This window comes from Pseudomonas arvensis, assembly GCF_056688935.1.
The window spans coordinates 2,930,126-2,949,808 of the sequence record NZ_CP162038.1 but is presented as its reverse complement, the minus strand read 5'-3'; the positions used below and the strand labels follow the sequence as shown (position 1 = coordinate 2,949,808).

Below are 19,683 nucleotides of genomic sequence, written 5' to 3'. Positions count from 1 at the left end.
AGTGCTTCATGACTGATCCCATCGTGATTGTCAGCGCCGTACGCACGCCCATGGGCGGGTTCCAGGGCGACCTCAAGGGCTTGACCGCACCTCAGCTCGGCGCGGCCGCGATTCGTGCGGCGGTCGAGCGTGCCGGTATCGCCACCGACGCCGTGGATGAAGTGCTGTTTGGCTGCGTACTCCCCGCTGGCCTGGGCCAGGCGCCGGCACGGCAAGCGGCGTTGGGCGCCGGGTTGGATAAGTCCACCCGCTGCACCACCCTTAACAAGATGTGCGGCTCGGGCATGGAAGCGACGATCCTGGCCCATGATTCACTGCTGGCCGGCAGCGTCGATGTGGTGATTGCCGGCGGTATGGAGAGCATGTCGAACGCGCCGTATCTGCTCGACCGCGCCCGCAGCGGCTACCGCATGGGCCACGGCCGCGTCCTGGACCATATGTTTCTCGATGGCCTGGAAGACGCCTACGACAAGGGCCGCCTGATGGGCACCTTCGCCGAAGATTGCGCGCTGCATAACGGCTTTACCCGCGAAGCGCAGGACGCTTTCGCCATTGCGTCCCTGGCCCGCGCCCAGGAAGCGATCACCCACGGCAACTTCGCGGCCGAGATCGTGCCGGTGCAGGTCACTGTCGGCAAAGAACAAAAAACCATCCTGCACGACGAACAACCGCCCAAGGCCAGGCTGGACAAGATCGCCAGCCTCAAACCCGCCTTCCGTGAAGGCGGCACGGTGACAGCGGCGAACTCCAGCTCGATTTCCGACGGCGCCGCGGCGCTGTTACTGATGCGCGAGTCCCAAGCGCACCAGCGTGGGCTCAAGCCGTTGGCGGTCATCCACGGGCATGCCGCCTTCGCCGATGAGCCGGGGCTGTTTCCGGTAGCGCCGGTGGGCGCGATTCGCAAGCTGATGAGCAAGACCGGCTGGAGCCTGGATGAGGTGGATCTGTTCGAGATCAACGAAGCCTTCGCGGTGGTGAGCCTGGTGACCATGAGCAAGCTGCAAATCCCCCACGCCAAGGTCAATATCCACGGTGGCGCGTGCGCGCTGGGCCATCCGATCGGCGCCTCCGGCGCGCGCATCCTGGTGACCTTGCTCTCGGCCCTGCGCCAAAAGGGCCTCAAGCGAGGCGTTGCCGCAATCTGCATCGGCGGTGGTGAAGCCACGGCCATGGCCGTTGAATGCCTGTATTAAGGACTGCCCCCATGCTGCCCAATGACGAACAACTGCAAATCAGCGACGCGGCCCGGCAATTTGCCCAGGAACGCCTCAAACCCTTCGCCGCCGAGTGGGACCGCGAGCACCGTTTTCCCAAGGAGGCCATCGGCGAAATGGCCGAACTGGGCTTTTTCGGCATGCTGGTGCCGGAACAGTGGGGCGGTTGCGACACTGGCTACCTGGCCTACGCCATGGCGCTGGAAGAAATCGCCGCCGGTGACGGTGCCTGTTCCACCATCATGAGCGTGCATAACTCGGTGGGTTGCGTGCCGATCCTCAAGTTCGGCAACGACCAGCAAAAAGCCCAGTTCCTCACGCCCCTGGCCAGCGGCGCCATGCTGGGAGCCTTTGCCCTGACCGAACCCCAGGCCGGCTCTGATGCCAGCAGCCTGAAAACCCGCGCCCGCCTGAACGGCGACCACTACGTGTTGAATGGCTGTAAACAGTTCATCACCTCCGGGCAAAACGCCGGGGTGGTGATTGTGTTTGCCGTCACTGACCCCGCAGCGGGCAAACGCGGGATCAGCGCGTTCATCGTGCCCACCGATTCTCCGGGCTACAGCGTGGCGCGGGTCGAGGACAAGCTGGGGCAGCATGCGTCGGACACCTGCCAGATCCTGTTTGAAGACCTGAAGGTTCCGGTGGCCAACCGTTTGGGCGAGGAGGGCGAAGGCTACAAGATCGCCCTGGCCAACCTTGAAGGCGGCCGCGTGGGCATCGCCTCGCAATCGGTGGGCATGGCCCGCGCCGCATTTGAAGCGGCCCGGGACTACGCCCGCGAGCGCGAAAGTTTCGGCAAGCCACTGATCGAACACCAGGCCGTTGCCTTCCGCCTGGCCGACATGGCCACGCAAATTGCCGTGGCCCGGCAAATGGTGCATTACGCCGCCGCCCTGCGCGACAGCGGCAAGCCAGCGCTGGTGGAAGCGTCCATGGCCAAGCTGTTCGCCTCGGAAATGGCCGAGAAAGTCTGTTCGGCTGCCTTGCAAACCCTGGGCGGTTACGGTTACCTGAGCGACTTTCCCCTGGAGCGGATCTACCGCGATGTGCGGGTCTGCCAGATTTACGAAGGCACCAGCGATATCCAACGCATGGTCATCTCACGCAATCTCTAAGGAGCCGATACATGAGTTACGAAACCATTTTGCTCGACGTCCAGGGCCGCGTCGGACTGATTACCCTGAACCGTCCGCAAGCCCTTAACGCGCTGAATGCGCAACTGGTCAGTGAGTTGAACCAGGCGCTGGATGGCCTGGAAGCCGATCCGCAAATCGGCTGCATCGTGCTGACTGGTTCCAAGAAAGCCTTTGCGGCCGGCGCCGACATCAAGGAAATGGCCGAGCTGACCTACCCGCAGATCTACCTCGATGACCTGTTCAGCGACAGCGACCGCGTGGCCAACCGCCGCAAACCGATCATTGCCGCCGTGAACGGCTTTGCCTTGGGCGGCGGTTGCGAACTGGCGCTGATGTGTGACTTCATCCTGGCGGGCGACGGCGCCAAGTTCGGTCAGCCGGAAATCAACCTCGGCGTCCTGCCGGGCATGGGCGGCACCCAACGCCTGACCCGGGCCGTGGGCAAGGCCAAGGCCATGGAAATGTGCCTGACCGGGCGCTTTATCGATGCGGTGGAAGCAGAACGTTGCGGCATTGTTGCACGCATCGTGCCGGCCGATGAGCTGTTGGATGAAGCCCTGAAAGTCGCCACCCTGATCGCCGGCAAGTCAGTGCCGATCAGCATGATGGTCAAGGAAAGCGTCAACCGTGCGTTTGAAGTGAGCCTGTCCGAAGGCGTGCGCTTTGAGCGCCGGGTGTTCCATGCGGCCTTCGCGACGCTGGATCAGAAGGAAGGCATGGCGGCGTTTGTGGCCAAGCGTGCGCCGGAGTTCAAAGACAAATAAGCGTGTGGGGGCGGACGTATTGACACCCTGCGATCTGCGGGGCGCCAACGCAGCCTCGCTTGCGCTCGACAGCTACGGCTTGCCCGGTGAGAGCAGAGGACTCTCAAAGGCTTATACATAACTCTGTGGTGAGCGGGCTTGTCCCGCTCACCACAACAGCCCAGTTGCCATAGATTCAGCATCCACGGGAAGTTATGTAGATACCTATGCCGGTGAGGGTGCGTGAGTCGGTCAGAGCTGGTAGTGCTTGAGCTCCCTGGCAATCACCATCCGCTGAATCTCGCTGGTCCCTTCGTAAATCTGCGTGATCCGCGCATCCCGGTAGTAACGCTCCACAGGGTAATCCTCCAGGTAACCGTACCCGCCATGTATCTGCATGGCTGACGAGCAGACCTTCTCCGCCATTTCCGAGGCAAACAGCTTGGCTTGTGACGCTTCCGACAGGCACGGTTTGCCAGCACTGCGCAGGCGGGCGGCGTGCAGGATCAGCAGGCGGGCGGCGTTGAGGCGGGTTTGCATGTCCGCCAGCAGGTTGGCCACGCTCTGATGTTCAATGATCGGCTTGTCGAACTGCACCCGGTCACGGGCGTAGGCCAGCGCCGCTTCAAACGCCGCGCGGGCGATACCCAGGGCCTGGGCGGCGATGCCGATGCGTCCACCTTCCAGATTCGACAGCGCTATCGCCAGGCCTTTACCGCGTTCGCCCAGCAGGTTGGCTTCCGGGACCGTGCACTGGTTGAGGGTCACCGCGCAGGTGTCAGACGCACGAATACCCATCTTGTGTTCGGTACGGTCCACCACAAAACCCTGGGTGTCGGTGGGCACCAGGAAGGCGGAGATGCCTTTCTTGCCCAGGCTCGGGTCGGTCACGGCAAAGACGATGGCCAGCTTGGCGCGTTTGCCGTTGCTGACGAATTGCTTGGCGCCGTTGATCACCCACTGGCCGTCACGCAGCTCAGCGCGGGTGCGCAGGTTATGGGCTTCGGAACCGGCCTGGGGTTCGGTCAGGCAGAAACAACCAATCGCCTGGCCACTGGCAAGCTGGGCCAGCCAGGTTTCCTTCTGCGCGGTTGTGCCGTAGTTGAGGATCGGCCCGCAACCCACTGAATTGTGGATACTCATCAGCGCGCCGGTGGCGCCATCGCCGGCGGAAATCTCTTCGACTGCCAAGGCATAGGCCACGTAGTCGACGTAGGTGCCGCCCCATTCTTCCGGGACCACCATGCCCAACAGGCCCAGTTCGCCCATCTTGGCGACCAGGTTGTCGTCGATCCAACCGGCTTTTTCCCAGGCTTGGGCATACGGGGCGATTTCACCCCGCGCAAAGTCGCGCGCCATGTCGCGAATCATCACTTGTTCTTCTGTGTATTCAATGTCTTGCATGATTTATCTCGCAACCTGCTCGAACTGTTGGAAGAAGCTTTCGACATGGGCCGCCGCCAACCCATGCAGGGTGGGCGGGTTCCAGCGTGGGGTCTTGTCCTTGTCGATGATCAGGGCACGCACGCCTTCGATCAGGTCTCCGCGCTCGAACCATTGACGGTCCAGGTGCAGCTCAAGGGCAAAACATTGTTCCAGCGTCAGCCGGCGGCCCTTGCGCAGCATTTGCAAGGTGACGGCCATGGCCAGGGGGGAACGGGTCTGCATCAGGTGGGCGGTGTTGAGCGCCCACGCATGGCTGTCGGCAACAGTGACGGCTTGTAATTGCTCGACCATGCTGGGTACATCCGGCAAGCCGAAGAAATGGTCTATCGCCGGGCGCAAGGCCGCCAGCGGCGCATCGGGCAGTTGCTGCACCGCAAGCTTTGCCAGCAGGCCTTGCAAGTCTTTGAGGGGGGAGTCGTGCCAGCGCAGGTGGTCGAGTTTCTGGTCCAGTTCGTCGAGCTTCGCGCTGTCGAGGTACCAGTCGGCCAACCCGCAATACAGCGCATCGGCAGCACGGATCTGCACGCCGGTAACGCCGAGGTAGATCCCCAACTCGCCCGGAATGCGCGGCAGAAAATAGCTGCCGCCCACGTCGGGAAAATAACCGATGGCCACTTCCGGCATGCCCAGCCGGCTGCGCTCGGTGACCACACGCAAATCCGCACCTTGCACCAGGCCCATGCCGCCGCCCAGGACAAAGCCGTCCATCAGGGCGAGTACGGGCTTGCGGTAATGGTGGATCGCGAGGTCGAGGGCGTATTCCTCGACGAAGAACTCTTCGTGCAGGGTGTCGCCGTTCTTGAAGCTGTCGTACAGCGAGCGAATATCGCCACCCGCACAGAAGGCCTTGTCGCCAGCGCCGCGCAGGACCACGGCGTACACCGAAGGGTCATCTGACCAGGCCTGCAGTTGCCGGGTCAGGCTGCGAACCATGTCCAGGGTTATGGCGTTTAAACCGGCGGGGCGGTTGAGGGTGAGGTGGCCGATATGGTTGCGGACGTCGGCGAGTACCTCTTCCTGAGGTGTATCGGCACGGCTTGCTTCGGATGAAACCTGAGCAGTCATCTCTAACTCCCTGCTTTTATTGTTCTTTATCAAGATGTTCGCGGACGAACCTTCTCGCGATCCTACCAGCGCAAATTTGCGCAGTACAACCCGGAATCATGCAGGTGGTTGTTGCATTTATGCAGGGTGGCTGTGGCCTCGGTCAGGGCGTGCGATTGGCCAGCACTTCGCCGATGCTGCGACGGCGCGCGTGGGTTTCGGCCGCGTGAATCAGTTGCTCAAGCTCTGCAGGTGCCACATCGTAGAACTGTTCCATTTCGGCGAGGGCCAGCTTCAAGTCGACGGCGGTCACGGCAGGGTCCGGAGCCGCATTGGCGTTATTCAAAACGATTGACGGTGACTCGACAGCGCCCTTGGGATAGCGCGTGCGCGTGGCATTGTTATAGGCCAGGGCACAGGCCAACAGCGCGCCGGCGCCGAGCAGCACGGCGCCCAACTCATGCCAGCCCAGCGCCGCAGAGGCCGGGTCGGCCAGCACCAGCGTCATGGCCAGGCCACCGGCGGGTGGGTGCAGGCAACGCAGCCAGCACATCAATACCACCGACATGCCCGCCGCCAGGCAAGCGCCGCCCAATGTGCGCCCGAGCACGCGCGCAACCAGCAATGCCACAACGGCGGCGCACAGGTAGCTGCCGATGATCGACCAGGGCTGCGCCAGCGCACCGGACGAGACGGCAAACAACAGGACTGCCGAGGCCCCCAGCGGGCCAAGCAGGTGCAACGCGACCTCCATGCCAAACACCTGGGCACAGAGCCAGACACTGAACAGTGTGCCCAGGGCCATGCCAATGGCAGCACGGCTCCATTCGGAGGGACGGGTATTGATTGCAGCGGGGAACCAGCGAGCGAGCATTGAACAGGAATCCATAAACGGCGGGCAAAAAAAAGGCTTGTCTGGTTGCCCGGAAAAGCCCTCTGAAAGTTCCTGCATTTGGGGGAGGAACCTGCGCAGTGTGCCGTGCCCTATAGCGCAGCGCCAATGCATATTAGTGAGGTTTTAATACAAAAATAATGAACTAGACGCGAATGCACTGGGTATTGGGCTTGCCCAGAACGCGGTTATCGGTGTCTTCATTGAACAGCTGCTTCTGCAGGTTTTCCTGCATGCCAGGTTCACCGGCCAGGGGGCCTTTTAGCGCGACGAGGGCATTGCGCAGCGCCATCAGTCGATCCAGCGGCGGAATCGGCAGGTAGCCGATATGCACTTCATCGCGGACCAATGAGGCAGGGGTATTCAGTAAATGATGATTTGGCACGGCATTGTCCTCTCACGAAGCGAGCCGCAGCAGGCGCTGCGCCTTCTAGCGTCCTTGTAGTTATTCATGGCCAGTGGCGGTAGATACTTAACGCACCTGGCGATCGAGTTTAACGTTGGGGTTCGGACGTAGGAAAGTGATATGACACCAGCCTTTACGTATAGGTGCGTAGGAGGTTTCCGCGTGGCAACTCAAGGCTGCGTGGGTTTGACCAGGTGCAGCAGCACATAGGGATTGCGGTCGAACTCACCGGTCAAGGTCGGCGTGAGAGTGGCAAAGCGCGGATCTTTGAGACCTTCAAAGTCCACCTGACTCATCACCAGCCAGGCCGGGCCTTGCAGGGGCGTCAGGTCGGCCGCCTGTTGGGTGAACAACGGCACCTGGTCGCAGTCAAGGTTGACCATGTATTTAATGGCCTTGGCGTCTTTGCCCAAGCCGTGCAAGACCACGGGGGCGCGCTGTTGCATCACCTGTTGGTGAACCCGCAAGGTAAATGTGCGAGTGTCATAGACACTGCGCTCCAGCGGTTCGACCACCAGAATGTACGTGGACCACACTGCCAACACCGCCGCAATGGCCGGACCCACCGGTCGCAGGCGAGGCACGCACCACGCCGACAGTGCCACTGCCTGCAGGACGCCCAGCACACCTAACATCAGCCCCAGCTGGCTCAGCTGTTCCGGGTAGCGTGGGCGGGCGAACAGCAGGCCGGCGATCAACAGCGCGGGCAATAGCGTCCATATAACCAGCATCAGCCCGCGCAACCAGGCAAACAGCCGCCCGTGCGCGGTAGAGAAGGGATACGCCGCAATAATCGCTGCCATGGGCAGCATCGGCAGTACATAGCGCGCCTTCTTCGCCTGGGGAATCGACAGGCCAAGCAACACCAGCAAGCCCGCTGCGGCGCAGTACAGCACCAACTGCACGGCCGGGTCAGGTGTGCGCCGCCCGCTGATTGCTACAGCCAGCAGCACCAATAATGCCAACGGGTAGGCCAACGCGTAATTGCCCAAAGAGCTGGTGAAGTAATACAGCACGCCGCTGGAACCTTCGCTGCCATCCATGCGCCCGAGGAACTGCATGCGGATCACGTCCTGCATGAAGCCCTCACCGCCACTGAGCTTGGCCATCAGCAACAGCAGGCCGACACACGCCACCAACAGCGCCAGGGCCACCAGGCCGAAGCTCACCAGTTGGCGCCATTGCCGATTGATCAGGTAATAGCTGCACAGCACGCCGGTAGGCACCACCAGGCCAATCGGGCCGCGTATCGCAAACCCCACGATCAAGAGCAGGAACAGCCAGTGCAGGCGCTTGTCGGCAGCGAAGTGGTCGTGGGCGTAACCGAGGTAGAACACCGTCAAGGTGATGGCGGCGAGCATCTGGTCCAGGGAAACGGCGCGGGTTTCGCTGATAAACGTGGTGCTCAACAGCAACACCGCAATGCTCAACAGGCCCCAGCGCTGGGAGTAGGGCGCCGTCAGGCGATACACCAGAATGACGATCACTGCCGAGGCCAGCGAAGTCGGCAGCCAGGCGGTGAGGCTGGTGACCTGGCCCAAGGGCAGCGACAACAGCCAGGTCATCAGCGTCGAGGTGGCCAGATAATCGGCATACGGCTGGCCGTAAGTGGTGGGGAAAAAGCCTGGCCCATGGCGCAGCATTTCCTGGGCGAACAGCACGAAGCGTGAGTCGAACCCGATAATCGCCTGGTGCCAACTGCCGGCGATAAACAGCAATAACGCCAGCAATCCCAAACCGAGGGATTGGCGGCGGATCGTGGTACTCAGCAAAGGCAGTTGGGCTGTGTTCACGTATCAGGCTTCCACGACCTGCGGCACCCACTGCTGCTGCGGAATCGGCAACTGGCACGAGTCGCCCCGGCCAATCGGGAAATACTGGAAGCCCTTGCGCGACAGGCGTTCGCCGTCGTACAGGTTGCGGCCGTCGAAGATCACCGGGGTTTTCAGGCGCTGGTGGATCAGGTCGAAATCAGGGGCCTTGAACTGCTGCCATTCGGTGCACACGATCAACGCATCGGCGCCCACCAGGGTGGACTCCGGCGTACCCATCAGCATCAGCCGCTCTTCGTCGCCGTAGAGGCGCTGGGTTTCCTGCATGGCTTCCGGGTCGAAGGCGCGTACGTTGGCGCCCGCCGCCCACAGCGCTTCCATCAGCACGCGGCTGGGGGCATCGCGCATGTCGTCGGTGTTGGGCTTGAAGGCCAGGCCCCACAGGGCGAAGGTCTTGCCGCGCAGGTTGCCCTGGAAGAACGCATTGATGCGCTCGAACAGCTTGCTCTTCTGGCGTTGGTTGATGGCTTCCACGGCTTCCAGCAGGTCGCTGGAGCAGTTGGCCTGTTTGGCGCTGTGGATCAAGGCGCGCATGTCCTTGGGGAAGCACGAACCGCCGTAGCCGCAACCGGGGTAGATAAAGTGATAGCCGATGCGCGAGTCGGCACCAATGCCCAGGCGCACGGCTTCGATGTCCGCCCCCAGGTGCTCGGCCAGCTCGGCGATCTGGTTGATAAAGCTGATCTTGGTGGCCAGCATGCAGTTGGCGGCGTACTTGGTGAGTTCGGCGCTGCGCAGGTCCATAAAGATGATGCGGTCATGGTTGCGGTTGAACGGCGCGTACAGATCGCGCATGACCTCGCGGACTTCTTCGCGCTCGCAGCCGATGATGATGCGGTCCGGGCGGCGGCAGTCAGCAACCGCCGAGCCTTCCTTGAGGAATTCCGGGTTGGAGACGATATCGAACTCCAAGTGGCGACCCGCGACGTGCAGGGCTTTTTCGATGTGGGCGCGCAAGGTGTCGCCGGTGCCCACGGGGACGGTGGATTTTTCCACCAGAATGACCGGGGCCACCCGATGACGAGCCACGGCATCCCCCACCGACAGCACGTATTTCAAGTCGGCCGAGCCGTCTTCATCCGACGGCGTGCCGACGGCGATAAACAGCACTTCACCGTGTTCGACGGCGAGCTTTTCATCAAAGGTGAAATGCAGGCGCCCGCTTTCCAGGTTCTCCTTGACCATCGCGGCCAGCCCCGGCTCGAAGATGCTCACATGGCCTTGCTGCAGCAGCTTGACCTTGTTTTGATCGACGTCCATGCAGATCACATCATGACCGACTTCGGCTAATACGGTGGCCTGTACCAGACCGACGTAACCACTACCAAATACACTGATTTTCATGGGGCATTCCTGGGGCTTGTAGCACTGGCACGACGAGAGTTGATGATCAGCACACCGAGGATGACAAGCGCCACCCCCAGGGTTTTTGAAACGGAAAAATGTTCGTTGAACACCGGCAGGCTGGCCGCCAGCAGGTACACCAGCGCGTAGCTGATGCTCAGCAGCGAATAGGCGCGACCCAGTGGCAGGTGCTTGAGTGCGCCGAGCCAGCAGAGCATCGACAACGCATAGGCGCAGATCGCCAGGCTCACCACGCCAAGGGCGCCCGGATCAATGCGGGCCGTGAGCCATTCGTTGGGCAGCGGCAAGCGCGTCATGCTCCAGCGCATGCCCAACTGTGCGGCGCTGACCAGGCCGACGCTGCCCAGGGCCAGGGCGAAGCCTTGAGCCCGGCTCATACCTGGCGCCCCAGCAGCACGACGCCGGCAATCACCAGCAGCACACCCAGCCAGTGACGACGGTCGATGGTTTCATGGAACACAAACCGCGCCACCAGGGTGACCAGCACGAAATTCAGGCTGAGCATGGGGTAGGCGATGCCGACTTCCAGGCGCTGCAACACCAGCAGCCACACCAGCAGCCCCAGGCCCAGGCACACTAGCGCCGCCCACAGCCACGGTGAGCGCAGTTTCAGTGCCCAGCCGTCGGGCTGGTCGCGCCAGCCTTCTACAGCAAATTTCTGTGAAACCTGGCCCATACAGGTGAGCAGGCAGGCCACCAGTAACAACAGCAGGGTGATCACGGCGCCACCTGCGGGAAGATCAGAATCATCAGATTGCCTTGCTCATAGCGCTGACCGTCAGTGGGCAGCAATGCAACTTCGGCAATTTCATCGTCACCTTTAACGCGCATCACCACACCCACCGCACCTTTTTTGCGGGCGTCGCTCATCCACTGCTGGACTTGCCGGGTATCCACCTTGTGATGGGCTGCATCCGGATAAGCGAGGCCGTACTTCACTTCGCCGATTGTGTTGTAGAGCGTCACGTCCGGCCGCTGCAAGCGCCACGACAGCGCCGAGGCCGCACCCAGGTCATTGCTCAGCAACGCGGTGGCCGGCTGTAGCTCCTGCAGGTGATCGATGATGAATTGATCCGGCGTCTTGTTGTAGACCACGGAGTGCGGCAGTGCGGCCGGCAGCAGGGCAACCATCAGCCAACTGCCCAGCGCCGGTGCCGCCCACAGGTGCAGCGGCCGTGCGGCCTGCAACAGGTTGACGATGATCCAGCTGAACAGAAAGGCAAACACCAGCACCAGGCTGAGGGTTTCCTCGCCGTGTGCGTACACCGGCTTTTTCAGTTGAACCCACGTCAGCGCCAGTAATACCGCGACGCCAATCAGCAGGTTCAGCCAACCGTTGATCCGCAGCACACGGCCACGGCCGGCAGCGAGTTTGTCCGCCAGGGTCGAGCCCATCAGCAGGGCCAGGGGCAGCAGGCACGGCATGATGTAGGACGGCAGCTTGCCTTTGGCCAGGCTGAAGAACGCCAAAGGCATCAGCAGCCACAGCAGCACGAAGCCGATTTTTGCACTGCGCTTGTCCTGCCACGCCTGTTTGAGCGTTGACGGCAGCAGGGCCACCCAAGGCAGGCAAAACGCGACCAGCAGCGGCAGGTAATACCAGAACGGCTCGGCGTGCTGGGCATCGTCGCCGGCAAAGCGCTGGATATGCTCGTGCCAGAAGAAGAAATTCCAGTAGTCCGGCTCTTGCAGGTGCACAGCCAGCGCCCAAGGCAGGCTGACCACAATCGCCACCACCACGGCAACCACGCCGAACTTGAGTAACTCGCCAAAGCGTTTCTGCCAGATCGCGTAGGGCAGGGCGATCAACACCGGCAGCAGCCACGCCAGGAAACCCTTGGTCATAAAGCCCATGCCACAGGCAAAGCCCAGCAACGCCCAGGCGCCCAGGCGGCCATTACGGGTGGTGCTGTCGAAGCAGAACCACAAGGCCACGCCGGTCAGGTTGACCCAGAAGGTGAACTGCGGGTCGAGGTTGGCATAGCCGCCCAACGCCGCGATGCTGACAAAACTCATGTACAGCACGCTGCTGACCAGGCTCTTGTGCGGGTCATTCCACAGCCGACGCGACACCAGGTACACCAGCAGGATGCTCAGGCCGGTACTCAGGGCCGAGGCGAAGCGAACGCCAAACAGGTTCTGCCCGAAGATCGCCTGGCCCAGCGCGATCATCCAATACCCCGCGGCGGGTTTTTCGAAGTAACGAATGCCCATGAAGTGCGGCGACGCCCACTTGCCGGTCAGCAGCATTTCCTGGCTGATCTGCGCGTAGCGGGTTTCATCCGGAATCCACAAGCCATGGGTGGCCAGCGGCAGCAGGTAAAACACGCCGAATGCCAACAGGAGCAGGGGCAAGGCCCAGCGGCGGATCATGCCTGCTGTACTCCCAGCCAACCCTCGCGGCCGCTCAAGGCGCCGCGTACCAACTGTTGCTGGGGCAGGGTGGTCACGTCCGCAGGCAACAAATCGCCCAGGGGGGTGAAGTGGATGCCGCGCTGCCCAGCCTGGGCAAGCAACTGGCGAAAGTCATGGGCCATCAGAATCCCTTCTACTTCTGCGTGGATTGTGTAGACGTTGAGCTTCGACTCGGCAAACCGGTCGAGGATAAACCCGTTGAAATCTTTGGCAGCCACCACCGGCCCGACGACTTCGTCGAAGGTCGGCAGGTCCACCGGAATTTGTGGGGTGCCCGCGCTGCCATCGGCCAAGGTCGGTCGAAACAGGCTGGTACCCCGGCAATCACTGTTATAGCGAAAGTTGAAACCTTGCTTGGCTTGCACCACGCGCTCATCGGCACGCCAACCGGCGGCCGCCGAGCAATCGACGCGTTCACCCAGGATGTCGCTCAGGGTGTCGACGCCACGCCGGACCTGCTCGACCAACTGTGCCTCGCTCCAACGCCCGGTATTGGCCTGCCAGCCGTGGTGATCCCAGGCGTGCAGGCCGACTTCATGCCCGGCGGCCTTGGCCTGGCGCATCAGGTGCCCCAGGTCATGGCCAATCGGCTTGCCTGGCCAGGCGGTGCCGGCCAGCAGAATATCCAGGCCATACAGGCCAACGGCGTTGGAACGCAGCATCTTCCACAGGAATTGCGGGCGGATCAGGCGCCACAAATGGCGCCCCATGTTGTCCGGCCCGACACTGAAGAAGAACGTCGCCTTGACCCCGGCTTCATCCAGGGTTTCGAGCAGCTGCGGCACACCTTCACGGGTGCCACGGTAGGTGTCGACGTCAATGCGCAAGCCAGCCTTCATTACTTTTTGTCCGCGATTTCGAGCATGGCTTCACGCAGGAAGAAATCCAGGGTGTTGCCGATGGTTTCGCTCATTTCCACGGTCGGCTCCCAGTTCAGCAGGCGCTTGGCGTTTTCGATGCTTGGCTTGCGGTGTGCCACGTCCTGGTAACCGGTGCCGTAGAACGCCTTGCTCTCGACGTCGCGGAAACCGGCGAACGGCGGGAAGTTGCCGCGCAGCGGGTGAGCTTCGAACTGACGCAGCAGCTCTTCGCCCAACTGGCGGATGCTGGCTTCGTTTTCCGGGTTGCCGATGTTGATGATCTGGCCGTTGCACGCATCGTTGTCGTTATCAATGATGCGGGCCAGGGCTTCGATGCCGTCGGCGATGTCAGTGAAGCAGCGCTTCTGCTCGCCGCCGTCGAACAGGCGGATCGGCGTGCCTTCCACCAGGTTCAGGATCAGTTGGGTGATTGCACGGGAACTGCCGATACGCGCCGAATCCAGGCGGTCGAGGCGCGGGCCCATCCAGTTGAACGGACGGAACAGCGTGAAGTTCAGGCCCTTGGCGCCGTAGGCCCAGATCACGCGGTCCAGCAGTTGCTTGGAGACCGAGTAGATCCAGCGTTGTTTGTTGACCGGGCCGACCACCAGGTTGGAGGTGTCTTCATCAAAGTACTGGTCCTGGCACATGCCATAGACTTCTGAGGTCGACGGGAAGATCACGCGCTTGTTGTACTTGACGCAGTAGCGCACCAGCTTGAGGTTTTCTTCGAAGTCCAGTTCGAACACGCGCAGCGGGTTGCGGGTGTATTCGATCGGCGTGGCGATGGCCACCAGCGGCAGGACCACGTCGCACTTCTTGATGTGGTACTCGATCCACTCGGTGTGGATGCTGATGTCGCCTTCCACGTAGTGGAAGTTGGGGTGGCTGCGCAGGCGCTCGATGGCGTCGGAGCCGATGTCCAGGCCGTAGACTTCGTAACGGTCGTCACGCAGCAGGCGCTCGGACAGGTGGTTACCGATAAAGCCGTTGACGCCCAGGATCAGTACGCGGGTGCGGCGCGGCGTGCGGCCGGACTCGGCGCCGCGCAGCACGGAACCGTCCACCAGGCCCAGTTCATTGGCCAGGGAAGGACCGGCCAGGTACAGGCCGTTGTCGTTGCGCTGGCCGAACTTGACCACCAGGGAGTCTTCACCGCAAGCGATGCGCAGCGGGTTGACACTGATCACACGGCCCGGCGCCAGGCCTTCGTTGCCCTTGACCACCTCGGCTTGCCACACGATCAGCTTGTGCTCGCCCACAGCGCAGAAGGCGCCCGGATACGGTTGGGTCACGGCGCGAACCAGGTTGAACAGGGTTTCGGCCGGTTGTTTCCAATCCAGCTTGCCGTCTGCCGCGGTGCGGCGACCGAAGCAAGTGGCTTGGCTTTCATCCTGTGCGGTTTCGCTCAGCTTGCCTTGGGCCAGTTGCGGCAAAGCATCGCGCAGCAGGTTGCTGGCCGCTTCACGCAGCTTGGCGTGCAGAGTGAGGCCGGTGTCGCTGCGGTCAATGGTGACTTTCTGTTGGGCGAGGATCGCGCCGGCATCGGCACGCTTGACCATGCGGTGCAGGGTCACGCCGGTTTCGGTCTCGCCGTTGACCAGTACCCAGTTGGCCGGCGCGCGACCACGGTATTTGGGCAGCAGCGAGCCGTGCAGGTTGAACGCGCCTTTGCTGGCGGTGGCAAGCAAAGGCTCGCTCAGCAGGTTGCGGTAGTAGAAGGAGAAGATGTAGTCCGGGTTCAGCTTGGCGATGCGCTCAATCCACAAGGGATGGTTGGCGTCTTCCGGGGCATGTACCGGGATGCCATTGCGTGCGCAGAGTTGGGCGACGGAGCCGTAGAAGTTGTTTTCCTTGGGGTCGTCGGCATGGGTAAACACGGCAGCAATTTCGTAGCCGGTATGGAGCAGCGCTTCAATGCCTGCACACCCAATATCGTGGTACGCGAATACAACAGCTTTTGAACTCATGACTGGACCTGATCGGCAGAAGTGGAAGTATGGGAAGACGCCAGGCCGTCAACGACGACCATCGGAGCCGGTGCTGCCGGTTGGTTGCGCAGCACTTTTTCGATAAAGAAACGCGGGCGGGCGCGCACATCGCTGTACATGCGGCCCAGGTATTCACCCAAGAGGCCCATGCCAATGAACTGGCCGCCAGTGAACACGAACAGCACTGCGAACAGCACGAACAGGCCGTCGCCCGCCCAGTCGGCACCGAAGGCCAGGCGCAGGACGATCAGCGCGAAGGCGAACAGCATGCCCAGGGCCGCCAGGCTGAAGCCGACAATGGACAGCAGGCGCAAAGGGGTGGTGGTCATGCAGGTCAGCAGGTCGAACATCAGGCTGATCAGGCGCATGGCGCTGTATTTGGACTCGCCGTGTTCACGCTCGGCGTGGTGCACCAGGATTTCGGTGGTGTGGCGCGCGAAACCGTTGGCCAGGATCGGGATAAACGTACTGCGCTCGCGGCAGGCGAGCATGGCATCGACGATGGTGCGGCGGTAGGCGCGCAGCATGCAGCCGTAGTCCGTCATGGCCACGCCGGTGGAGCGCTGCACGGCAAGGTTGATCAGGCGTGACGGCCAGCGGCGAAAGGCCGAGTCCTGGCGATTGTTGCGCACGGTGGCCACCACGTCGTAGCCGAGGGCGGCTTGTTCCACCAGGCGCGGGATTTCTTCGGGCGGGTTCTGCAGGTCGGCGTCGAGGGTAATCACCACTTCGCCCCGGCACTGTTCGAAACCAGCCATGATCGCCGCATGCTGGCCGTAGTTGCGGTTGAGGATCACGGCCACTACGTGGCTGCCGTCTTCAGCTGCAGCGTCTTCGAGCAGTTGGGCAGAATTGTCACGGCTACCGTCATCCACCAGGATGATTTCGTATTCGTAGGCCAGTTGCTTGCAGGCTGCGGTGGTGCGACGCAGCAATTCGGGCAGGCTTTCTTCTTCGTTGTAGACCGGGATAACGATCGACACGCAATGAATAGGGTAGGGTTTCAAAGAATCATGACCTCGGGTTAGAGCAACTTGGCGCGTGAAAACAGCAGCAATCATTGGGCGAACGGGTGGCTCGCAGATTAAAAAGCGGCGCTAAAGGTGAAGCATAATCAATAGGTTAGTCGCTAAAGCGCGGAACGCTATGAAGTACTGGGTTTAAGATTAAGCGTAAAAATGTGGAACAGATATGAAAGGCAGATGAAAAACTCGTTTATTTGACAGGCAGACAGCTAGGGTTCAGCTAGTCAACTAAGGCGGGCTGGGGCGATATAGGAACTGTCTGTAAGGCGTTTGGTTCCGGTGTGACACGCCCATCCCGGCGTGGCGTTTTATTCAACAATCTTCTCTGCAATACCCGCCAAGTGCCGGTAAAGTAAGCGCTCTCTTGCCAGGGTGATCGGATGAATAGCGTGCAGCTTTTACGCGGCCAGTTGCGGCCGGTATTGATGGGGTTGTTGATGAGCGTGGCGTGTGTCGCGAGCGTACGCGCCGATGAAGACGTAGCGCTGACCAGCATCAATCAGGTGCCGGATGGCGTGGAAGTGCGTGGCAAGCAGATCGCCGCCTATACCTGGGACGACCGCCAGGGCAAGAACCTGCTGGTGCTGGCTGAACAGGTCAGCGAGCGGGATGACGACGGCACCCAGTCGGCCTTTGTGTATGCCGCCCAGTACCTGATTGACGGCAACCGCCCCAAGCGCGTGTGGATGCTCTACGACGATGTACAGCATTGTGAGTTCGACGCCTCCCTGCGCTTCGATCAGGGCGCAACCAAGGTCACCGACCTGGCCGGCGATGGCATCACCCAGGCCACTGTGGGCTATTCGCGCACCTGCACCAGCGACGTCAGCCCCAATGAGTTCAAGCTGATCATGCACGTGGGCAAATCGCAGAAGTACCGTTTGCGCGGTGTCGACCGCTACGGCGCCGCGTGGTGGGATGAAGAGGCCGGGGCACTGCGCGGTATGCCGCTGCCCAAGGATTGCAGCATCGCCGGGCAACAAGCGCTGGTCAGCCAGTACAAGGAGCAGGGCACCGAATTGCCATTGCCGGGTTGCTATGGCGATGAGAAGGATTTCGCCAAGGCCCCCGAGGCGTATCTCACGTTCATGCGCCAGCATTGGTTCGCACTGATGCAGAAGCAGGACGCCGAGTGGAGCCAGGCCCAGACCCAGCCCCAGGAACCCACCGAGGATGAAGAAAGCGCCCCGTGATTTGGTAAGAGGGGCCGCCCTGCGCTAGACTCGACCCTCGCCAATTCACTAAATACCTCGATTAAACAATGGCTTGTTCGAGGTATTTAATCCAAAGGCTGATCTATTTTGTCTGAGTCTATCCGCAACCCGCTGACCCTCTACCTCACCCGTTTGGCACCTTCCAGCCAACTGACCATGCGCTATGTGCTGCAGGACGCTGCCGACCGCCTGGGCTTCGAGGACATCAACCTTGAAGACATCGACTGGCACCTGCTGCAACCTGAACATGTCATCGCCCTGGTGGCGGCCTTGCGCGAAGACGGCTACGCGCCGAATACCTCATCGTTGTACGTCAACGCGGTGCGCGGGGTGATGAATGAAGCCTGGCGCATGAGCCTGATCAGCCAGGAACATTTGTTGAAAATGCGCACGGTCAAACCCGCGCCCGGTACACGGCTGGGCCAAGGCCGCAACCTGCGGCGCACGCTGATCCGCGAAATGATGGAAGTCTGCGCCGCTGACCCTCGACCACAGGGGCTGCGTGATGCAGCGGTGATCGGCATTCTCTACGGCTCTGGGATGCGCAAGTCGGAATCGGTCAACCTTGACCTGTCACAGATCAATTTCGACGAACGCAGTTTGCGGGTAATCGGCAAAGGCAACAAAGAACTGATCAAGTACGCGCCGGACTGGGCTTTTGCCAAGCTGCAGGCGTGGTTGGCGTTTCGGCGTGAACAACTGAAGGAGGGTGAGCAGGACGACAGTTTCCTGTTCAATCGCATCCGTCGGGGCAGCCATATCACTCGGGAACGCATCACCAAACATGCGATTTACTACATTGCCCGGCAACGCGGGGAGCAGGTGGGGGTCAAGATCATGCCCCACGATTTTCGCCGTTCGTTCATCACGCGGGTGATCGAGGAACATGACCTGTCGATTGCGCAGAAACTGGCGCATCACACCAATATCCAGACCACCGCCAGCTACGACGTGCGTGACGACAACGAACGCCGTCGAGCCGTAGACCGGTTCGACCTGTAGTGAGCGGGCTTGCCCCGCGCCGGGCCGCGAAGCGGCCCCAAAACCTACCGACGCGGTTCCACTGAACAATCTCGGCAGCTTTAGTGGGGCTGCTTCGCAGCCCGGCGCGGGGCAAGCCCGCTCACCACAGCAAGCCCGCTCACCACAGCAAGCTCTCCCTCACCACAAGGATCATGGTCGGCCTTAGAGGATGGGTTTGCCCCCAGTCACCGCATAGCGTGAACCGGAGATGTAGCTGGCTTCATCCGAAGCAAGCAGCACATATATCGGCGCCACTTCCACCGGTTGGCCCGGACGGCCCAGCGGGGTTTCCTCGCCGAAGTGCTTCACATCGTCATCGGTCATGGTCGCCACGATCAACGGCGTCCAGATTGGCCCTGGCGCGACGCTGTTGACACGAATGCCGTTGCTGCCCAGAAGCTGAGCCAGGCCACCCGTGAAGTTGGCAATCGCGCCCTTGGTGGCGGCGTAGGCCAGCAGCGTCGGTTTGGGCATGTCGGAGTTGACCGAGCTGGTGTTGATGATCGAACTGCCAGCCTTCATATGGGGCAGGGCGGCCTTGCAGATGCGAAACATCGCCGTGATGTTGATATCGAAGGTCTTCACCCATTCCTCGTCCTCTATCTCTTCGAGGGTTTCGTGGGTCATCTGGAACGCGGCGTTATTGACCAGCACATCGATGCGGCCGAACTGTTTGACGGTGTTGTCGACCACGGCCTGGCACTGGGTTTTCTGCGCAAGGTCGCCGGGCAGCAACAGGCACTGTCGACCGGCTTCTTCCACCCAGCGGGCCGTTTCCTTGGCGTCTTCGTGTTCATCCAGATAGGCGATGGCAACATCGGCACCTTCGCGGGCAAACGCAATGGCAACTGCGCGACCGATGCCGCTGTCGGCCCCCGTAATCAGCGCGATCTTGTTGGCCAGACGGCCGGAGCCTTTATAGCTTTGCTCACCACAGTCGGGGTACGGGTCCATTTTCTTCTGAGCGCCGGGGACCGATTGGGCTTGGGGGGCGAAGGGCGGACGTGGATAGTCAGTCATTTCAATCTCCATAGGTTCCAAGGGTGCTATGGAGTTAGTAATTCCGTGGCCGGC

18 protein-coding genes are annotated in these 19,683 nt (G+C 61.5%); 5 read left to right on the top strand and 13 right to left on the bottom strand.

All coding sequences use genetic code 11. The features are described 5' to 3' along the window. Positions 1–8 precede the first annotated feature (8 nt). The 3 genes from AB3G88_RS13125 to AB3G88_RS13115 are packed head-to-tail and all read left to right on the top strand — an operon-like array spanning position 9 to position 3,117. Positions 9–1,193 (top strand): acetyl-CoA C-acyltransferase, encoded by a 1,185-nt coding sequence (locus AB3G88_RS13125; protein WP_191958508.1) that lies wholly within the window; start codon positions 9–11, stop codon positions 1,191–1,193. 11 nt (positions 1,194–1,204) lie between these two features. Then, a complete protein-coding gene (locus tag AB3G88_RS13120) occupies positions 1,205–2,332 on the top strand; it encodes an acyl-CoA dehydrogenase (RefSeq protein ID WP_480454285.1) in 1,128 nt (375 codons plus the stop codon). 11 nt (positions 2,333–2,343) lie between these two features. Further along, positions 2,344–3,117, top strand: a complete 774-nt coding sequence (locus tag AB3G88_RS13115) for an enoyl-CoA hydratase (RefSeq protein ID WP_017528040.1) — start codon at positions 2,344–2,346, stop codon at positions 3,115–3,117. A 231-nt stretch (positions 3,118–3,348) separates the two neighbouring features. On the opposite strand, the gene AB3G88_RS13110 is transcribed toward AB3G88_RS13115, so the two are convergent. The 12 genes from AB3G88_RS13110 to arnC all read right to left on the bottom strand — a co-directional run bounded on the left by AB3G88_RS13110 (position 3,349) and on the right by arnC (position 16,354). Next, a complete protein-coding gene (locus tag AB3G88_RS13110; protein ID WP_480454283.1) occupies positions 3,349–4,500 on the bottom strand; it encodes an acyl-CoA dehydrogenase family protein in 1,152 nt (383 codons plus the stop codon). Positions 4,501–4,503: 3 nt separating this feature from the next. After that, on the bottom strand, positions 4,504–5,607 hold the full coding sequence (locus AB3G88_RS13105) for an enoyl-CoA hydratase/isomerase family protein (RefSeq protein ID WP_480454281.1): 1,104 nt from the start codon (positions 5,605–5,607) through the stop codon (positions 4,504–4,506). A gap of 142 nt (positions 5,608–5,749) precedes the next feature. Further along, entirely contained in the window at positions 5,750–6,460 is a 711-nt protein-coding gene (locus AB3G88_RS13100; RefSeq protein WP_112195272.1) for an HPP family protein, read from the bottom strand. 163 nt (positions 6,461–6,623) lie between these two features. Beyond that, entirely contained in the window at positions 6,624–6,782 is a 159-nt protein-coding gene (locus AB3G88_RS13095) for a type VI secretion system contractile sheath small subunit (RefSeq protein WP_371926550.1), read from the bottom strand. Between the two features lie 272 nt (positions 6,783–7,054). Beyond that, a complete protein-coding gene (locus AB3G88_RS13090; protein ID WP_480454279.1) occupies positions 7,055–8,677 on the bottom strand; it encodes an ArnT family glycosyltransferase in 1,623 nt (540 codons plus the stop codon). Between the two features lie 3 nt (positions 8,678–8,680). Next, complete coding sequence (locus AB3G88_RS13085) at positions 8,681–10,060, bottom strand: UDP-glucose dehydrogenase family protein (protein WP_099582982.1); 1,380 nt, start codon at positions 10,058–10,060, stop codon at positions 8,681–8,683. Beyond that, complete coding sequence (gene arnF / locus AB3G88_RS13080; protein ID WP_099582980.1) at positions 10,057–10,458, bottom strand: 4-amino-4-deoxy-L-arabinose-phosphoundecaprenol flippase subunit ArnF; 402 nt, start codon at positions 10,456–10,458, stop codon at positions 10,057–10,059. Before arnF ends, AB3G88_RS13085 begins: the two co-directional genes overlap by 4 nt. Then, positions 10,455–10,802 (bottom strand): 4-amino-4-deoxy-L-arabinose-phosphoundecaprenol flippase subunit ArnE, encoded by a 348-nt coding sequence (arnE, locus tag AB3G88_RS13075; RefSeq protein WP_099582979.1) that lies wholly within the window; start codon positions 10,800–10,802, stop codon positions 10,455–10,457. The genes arnF and arnE overlap by 4 nt, the downstream gene beginning before the upstream one ends. Beyond that, positions 10,799–12,454, bottom strand: a complete 1,656-nt coding sequence (gene arnT / locus AB3G88_RS13070; protein WP_480454277.1) for a lipid IV(A) 4-amino-4-deoxy-L-arabinosyltransferase — start codon at positions 12,452–12,454, stop codon at positions 10,799–10,801. The genes arnE and arnT overlap by 4 nt, the downstream gene beginning before the upstream one ends. Continuing rightward, complete coding sequence (gene arnD, locus AB3G88_RS13065; protein WP_480454275.1) at positions 12,451–13,335, bottom strand: 4-deoxy-4-formamido-L-arabinose-phosphoundecaprenol deformylase; 885 nt, start codon at positions 13,333–13,335, stop codon at positions 12,451–12,453. Before arnD ends, arnT begins: the two co-directional genes overlap by 4 nt. Next, on the bottom strand, positions 13,335–15,326 hold the full coding sequence (gene arnA, locus AB3G88_RS13060; RefSeq protein ID WP_480454274.1) for a bifunctional UDP-4-amino-4-deoxy-L-arabinose formyltransferase/UDP-glucuronic acid oxidase ArnA: 1,992 nt from the start codon (positions 15,324–15,326) through the stop codon (positions 13,335–13,337). Before arnA ends, arnD begins: the two co-directional genes overlap by 1 nt. Next, positions 15,323–16,354, bottom strand: a complete 1,032-nt coding sequence (gene arnC / locus AB3G88_RS13055; protein WP_400524548.1) for an undecaprenyl-phosphate 4-deoxy-4-formamido-L-arabinose transferase — start codon at positions 16,352–16,354, stop codon at positions 15,323–15,325. Before arnC ends, arnA begins: the two co-directional genes overlap by 4 nt. A gap of 398 nt (positions 16,355–16,752) precedes the next feature. Here arnC and AB3G88_RS13050 point away from each other — a divergent pair, with 398 nt between their 5' ends. Together AB3G88_RS13050 and AB3G88_RS13045 are read left to right on the top strand one after the other, a co-directional pair. Beyond that, positions 16,753–17,565, top strand: a complete 813-nt coding sequence (locus tag AB3G88_RS13050; RefSeq protein ID WP_480454273.1) for a M949_RS01915 family surface polysaccharide biosynthesis protein — start codon at positions 16,753–16,755, stop codon at positions 17,563–17,565. A gap of 108 nt (positions 17,566–17,673) precedes the next feature. Continuing rightward, positions 17,674–18,588, top strand: a complete 915-nt coding sequence (locus AB3G88_RS13045; protein ID WP_112195257.1) for a site-specific integrase — start codon at positions 17,674–17,676, stop codon at positions 18,586–18,588. A 183-nt stretch (positions 18,589–18,771) separates the two neighbouring features. Here the strand turns inward: AB3G88_RS13045 and AB3G88_RS13040 are convergent, their stop codons facing one another. Further along, positions 18,772–19,629: an SDR family oxidoreductase gene (locus tag AB3G88_RS13040; protein ID WP_480454272.1), complete on the bottom strand. Its 858-nt coding sequence runs from the start codon at positions 19,627–19,629 to the stop codon at positions 18,772–18,774. Positions 19,630–19,683 lie beyond the last annotated feature (54 nt).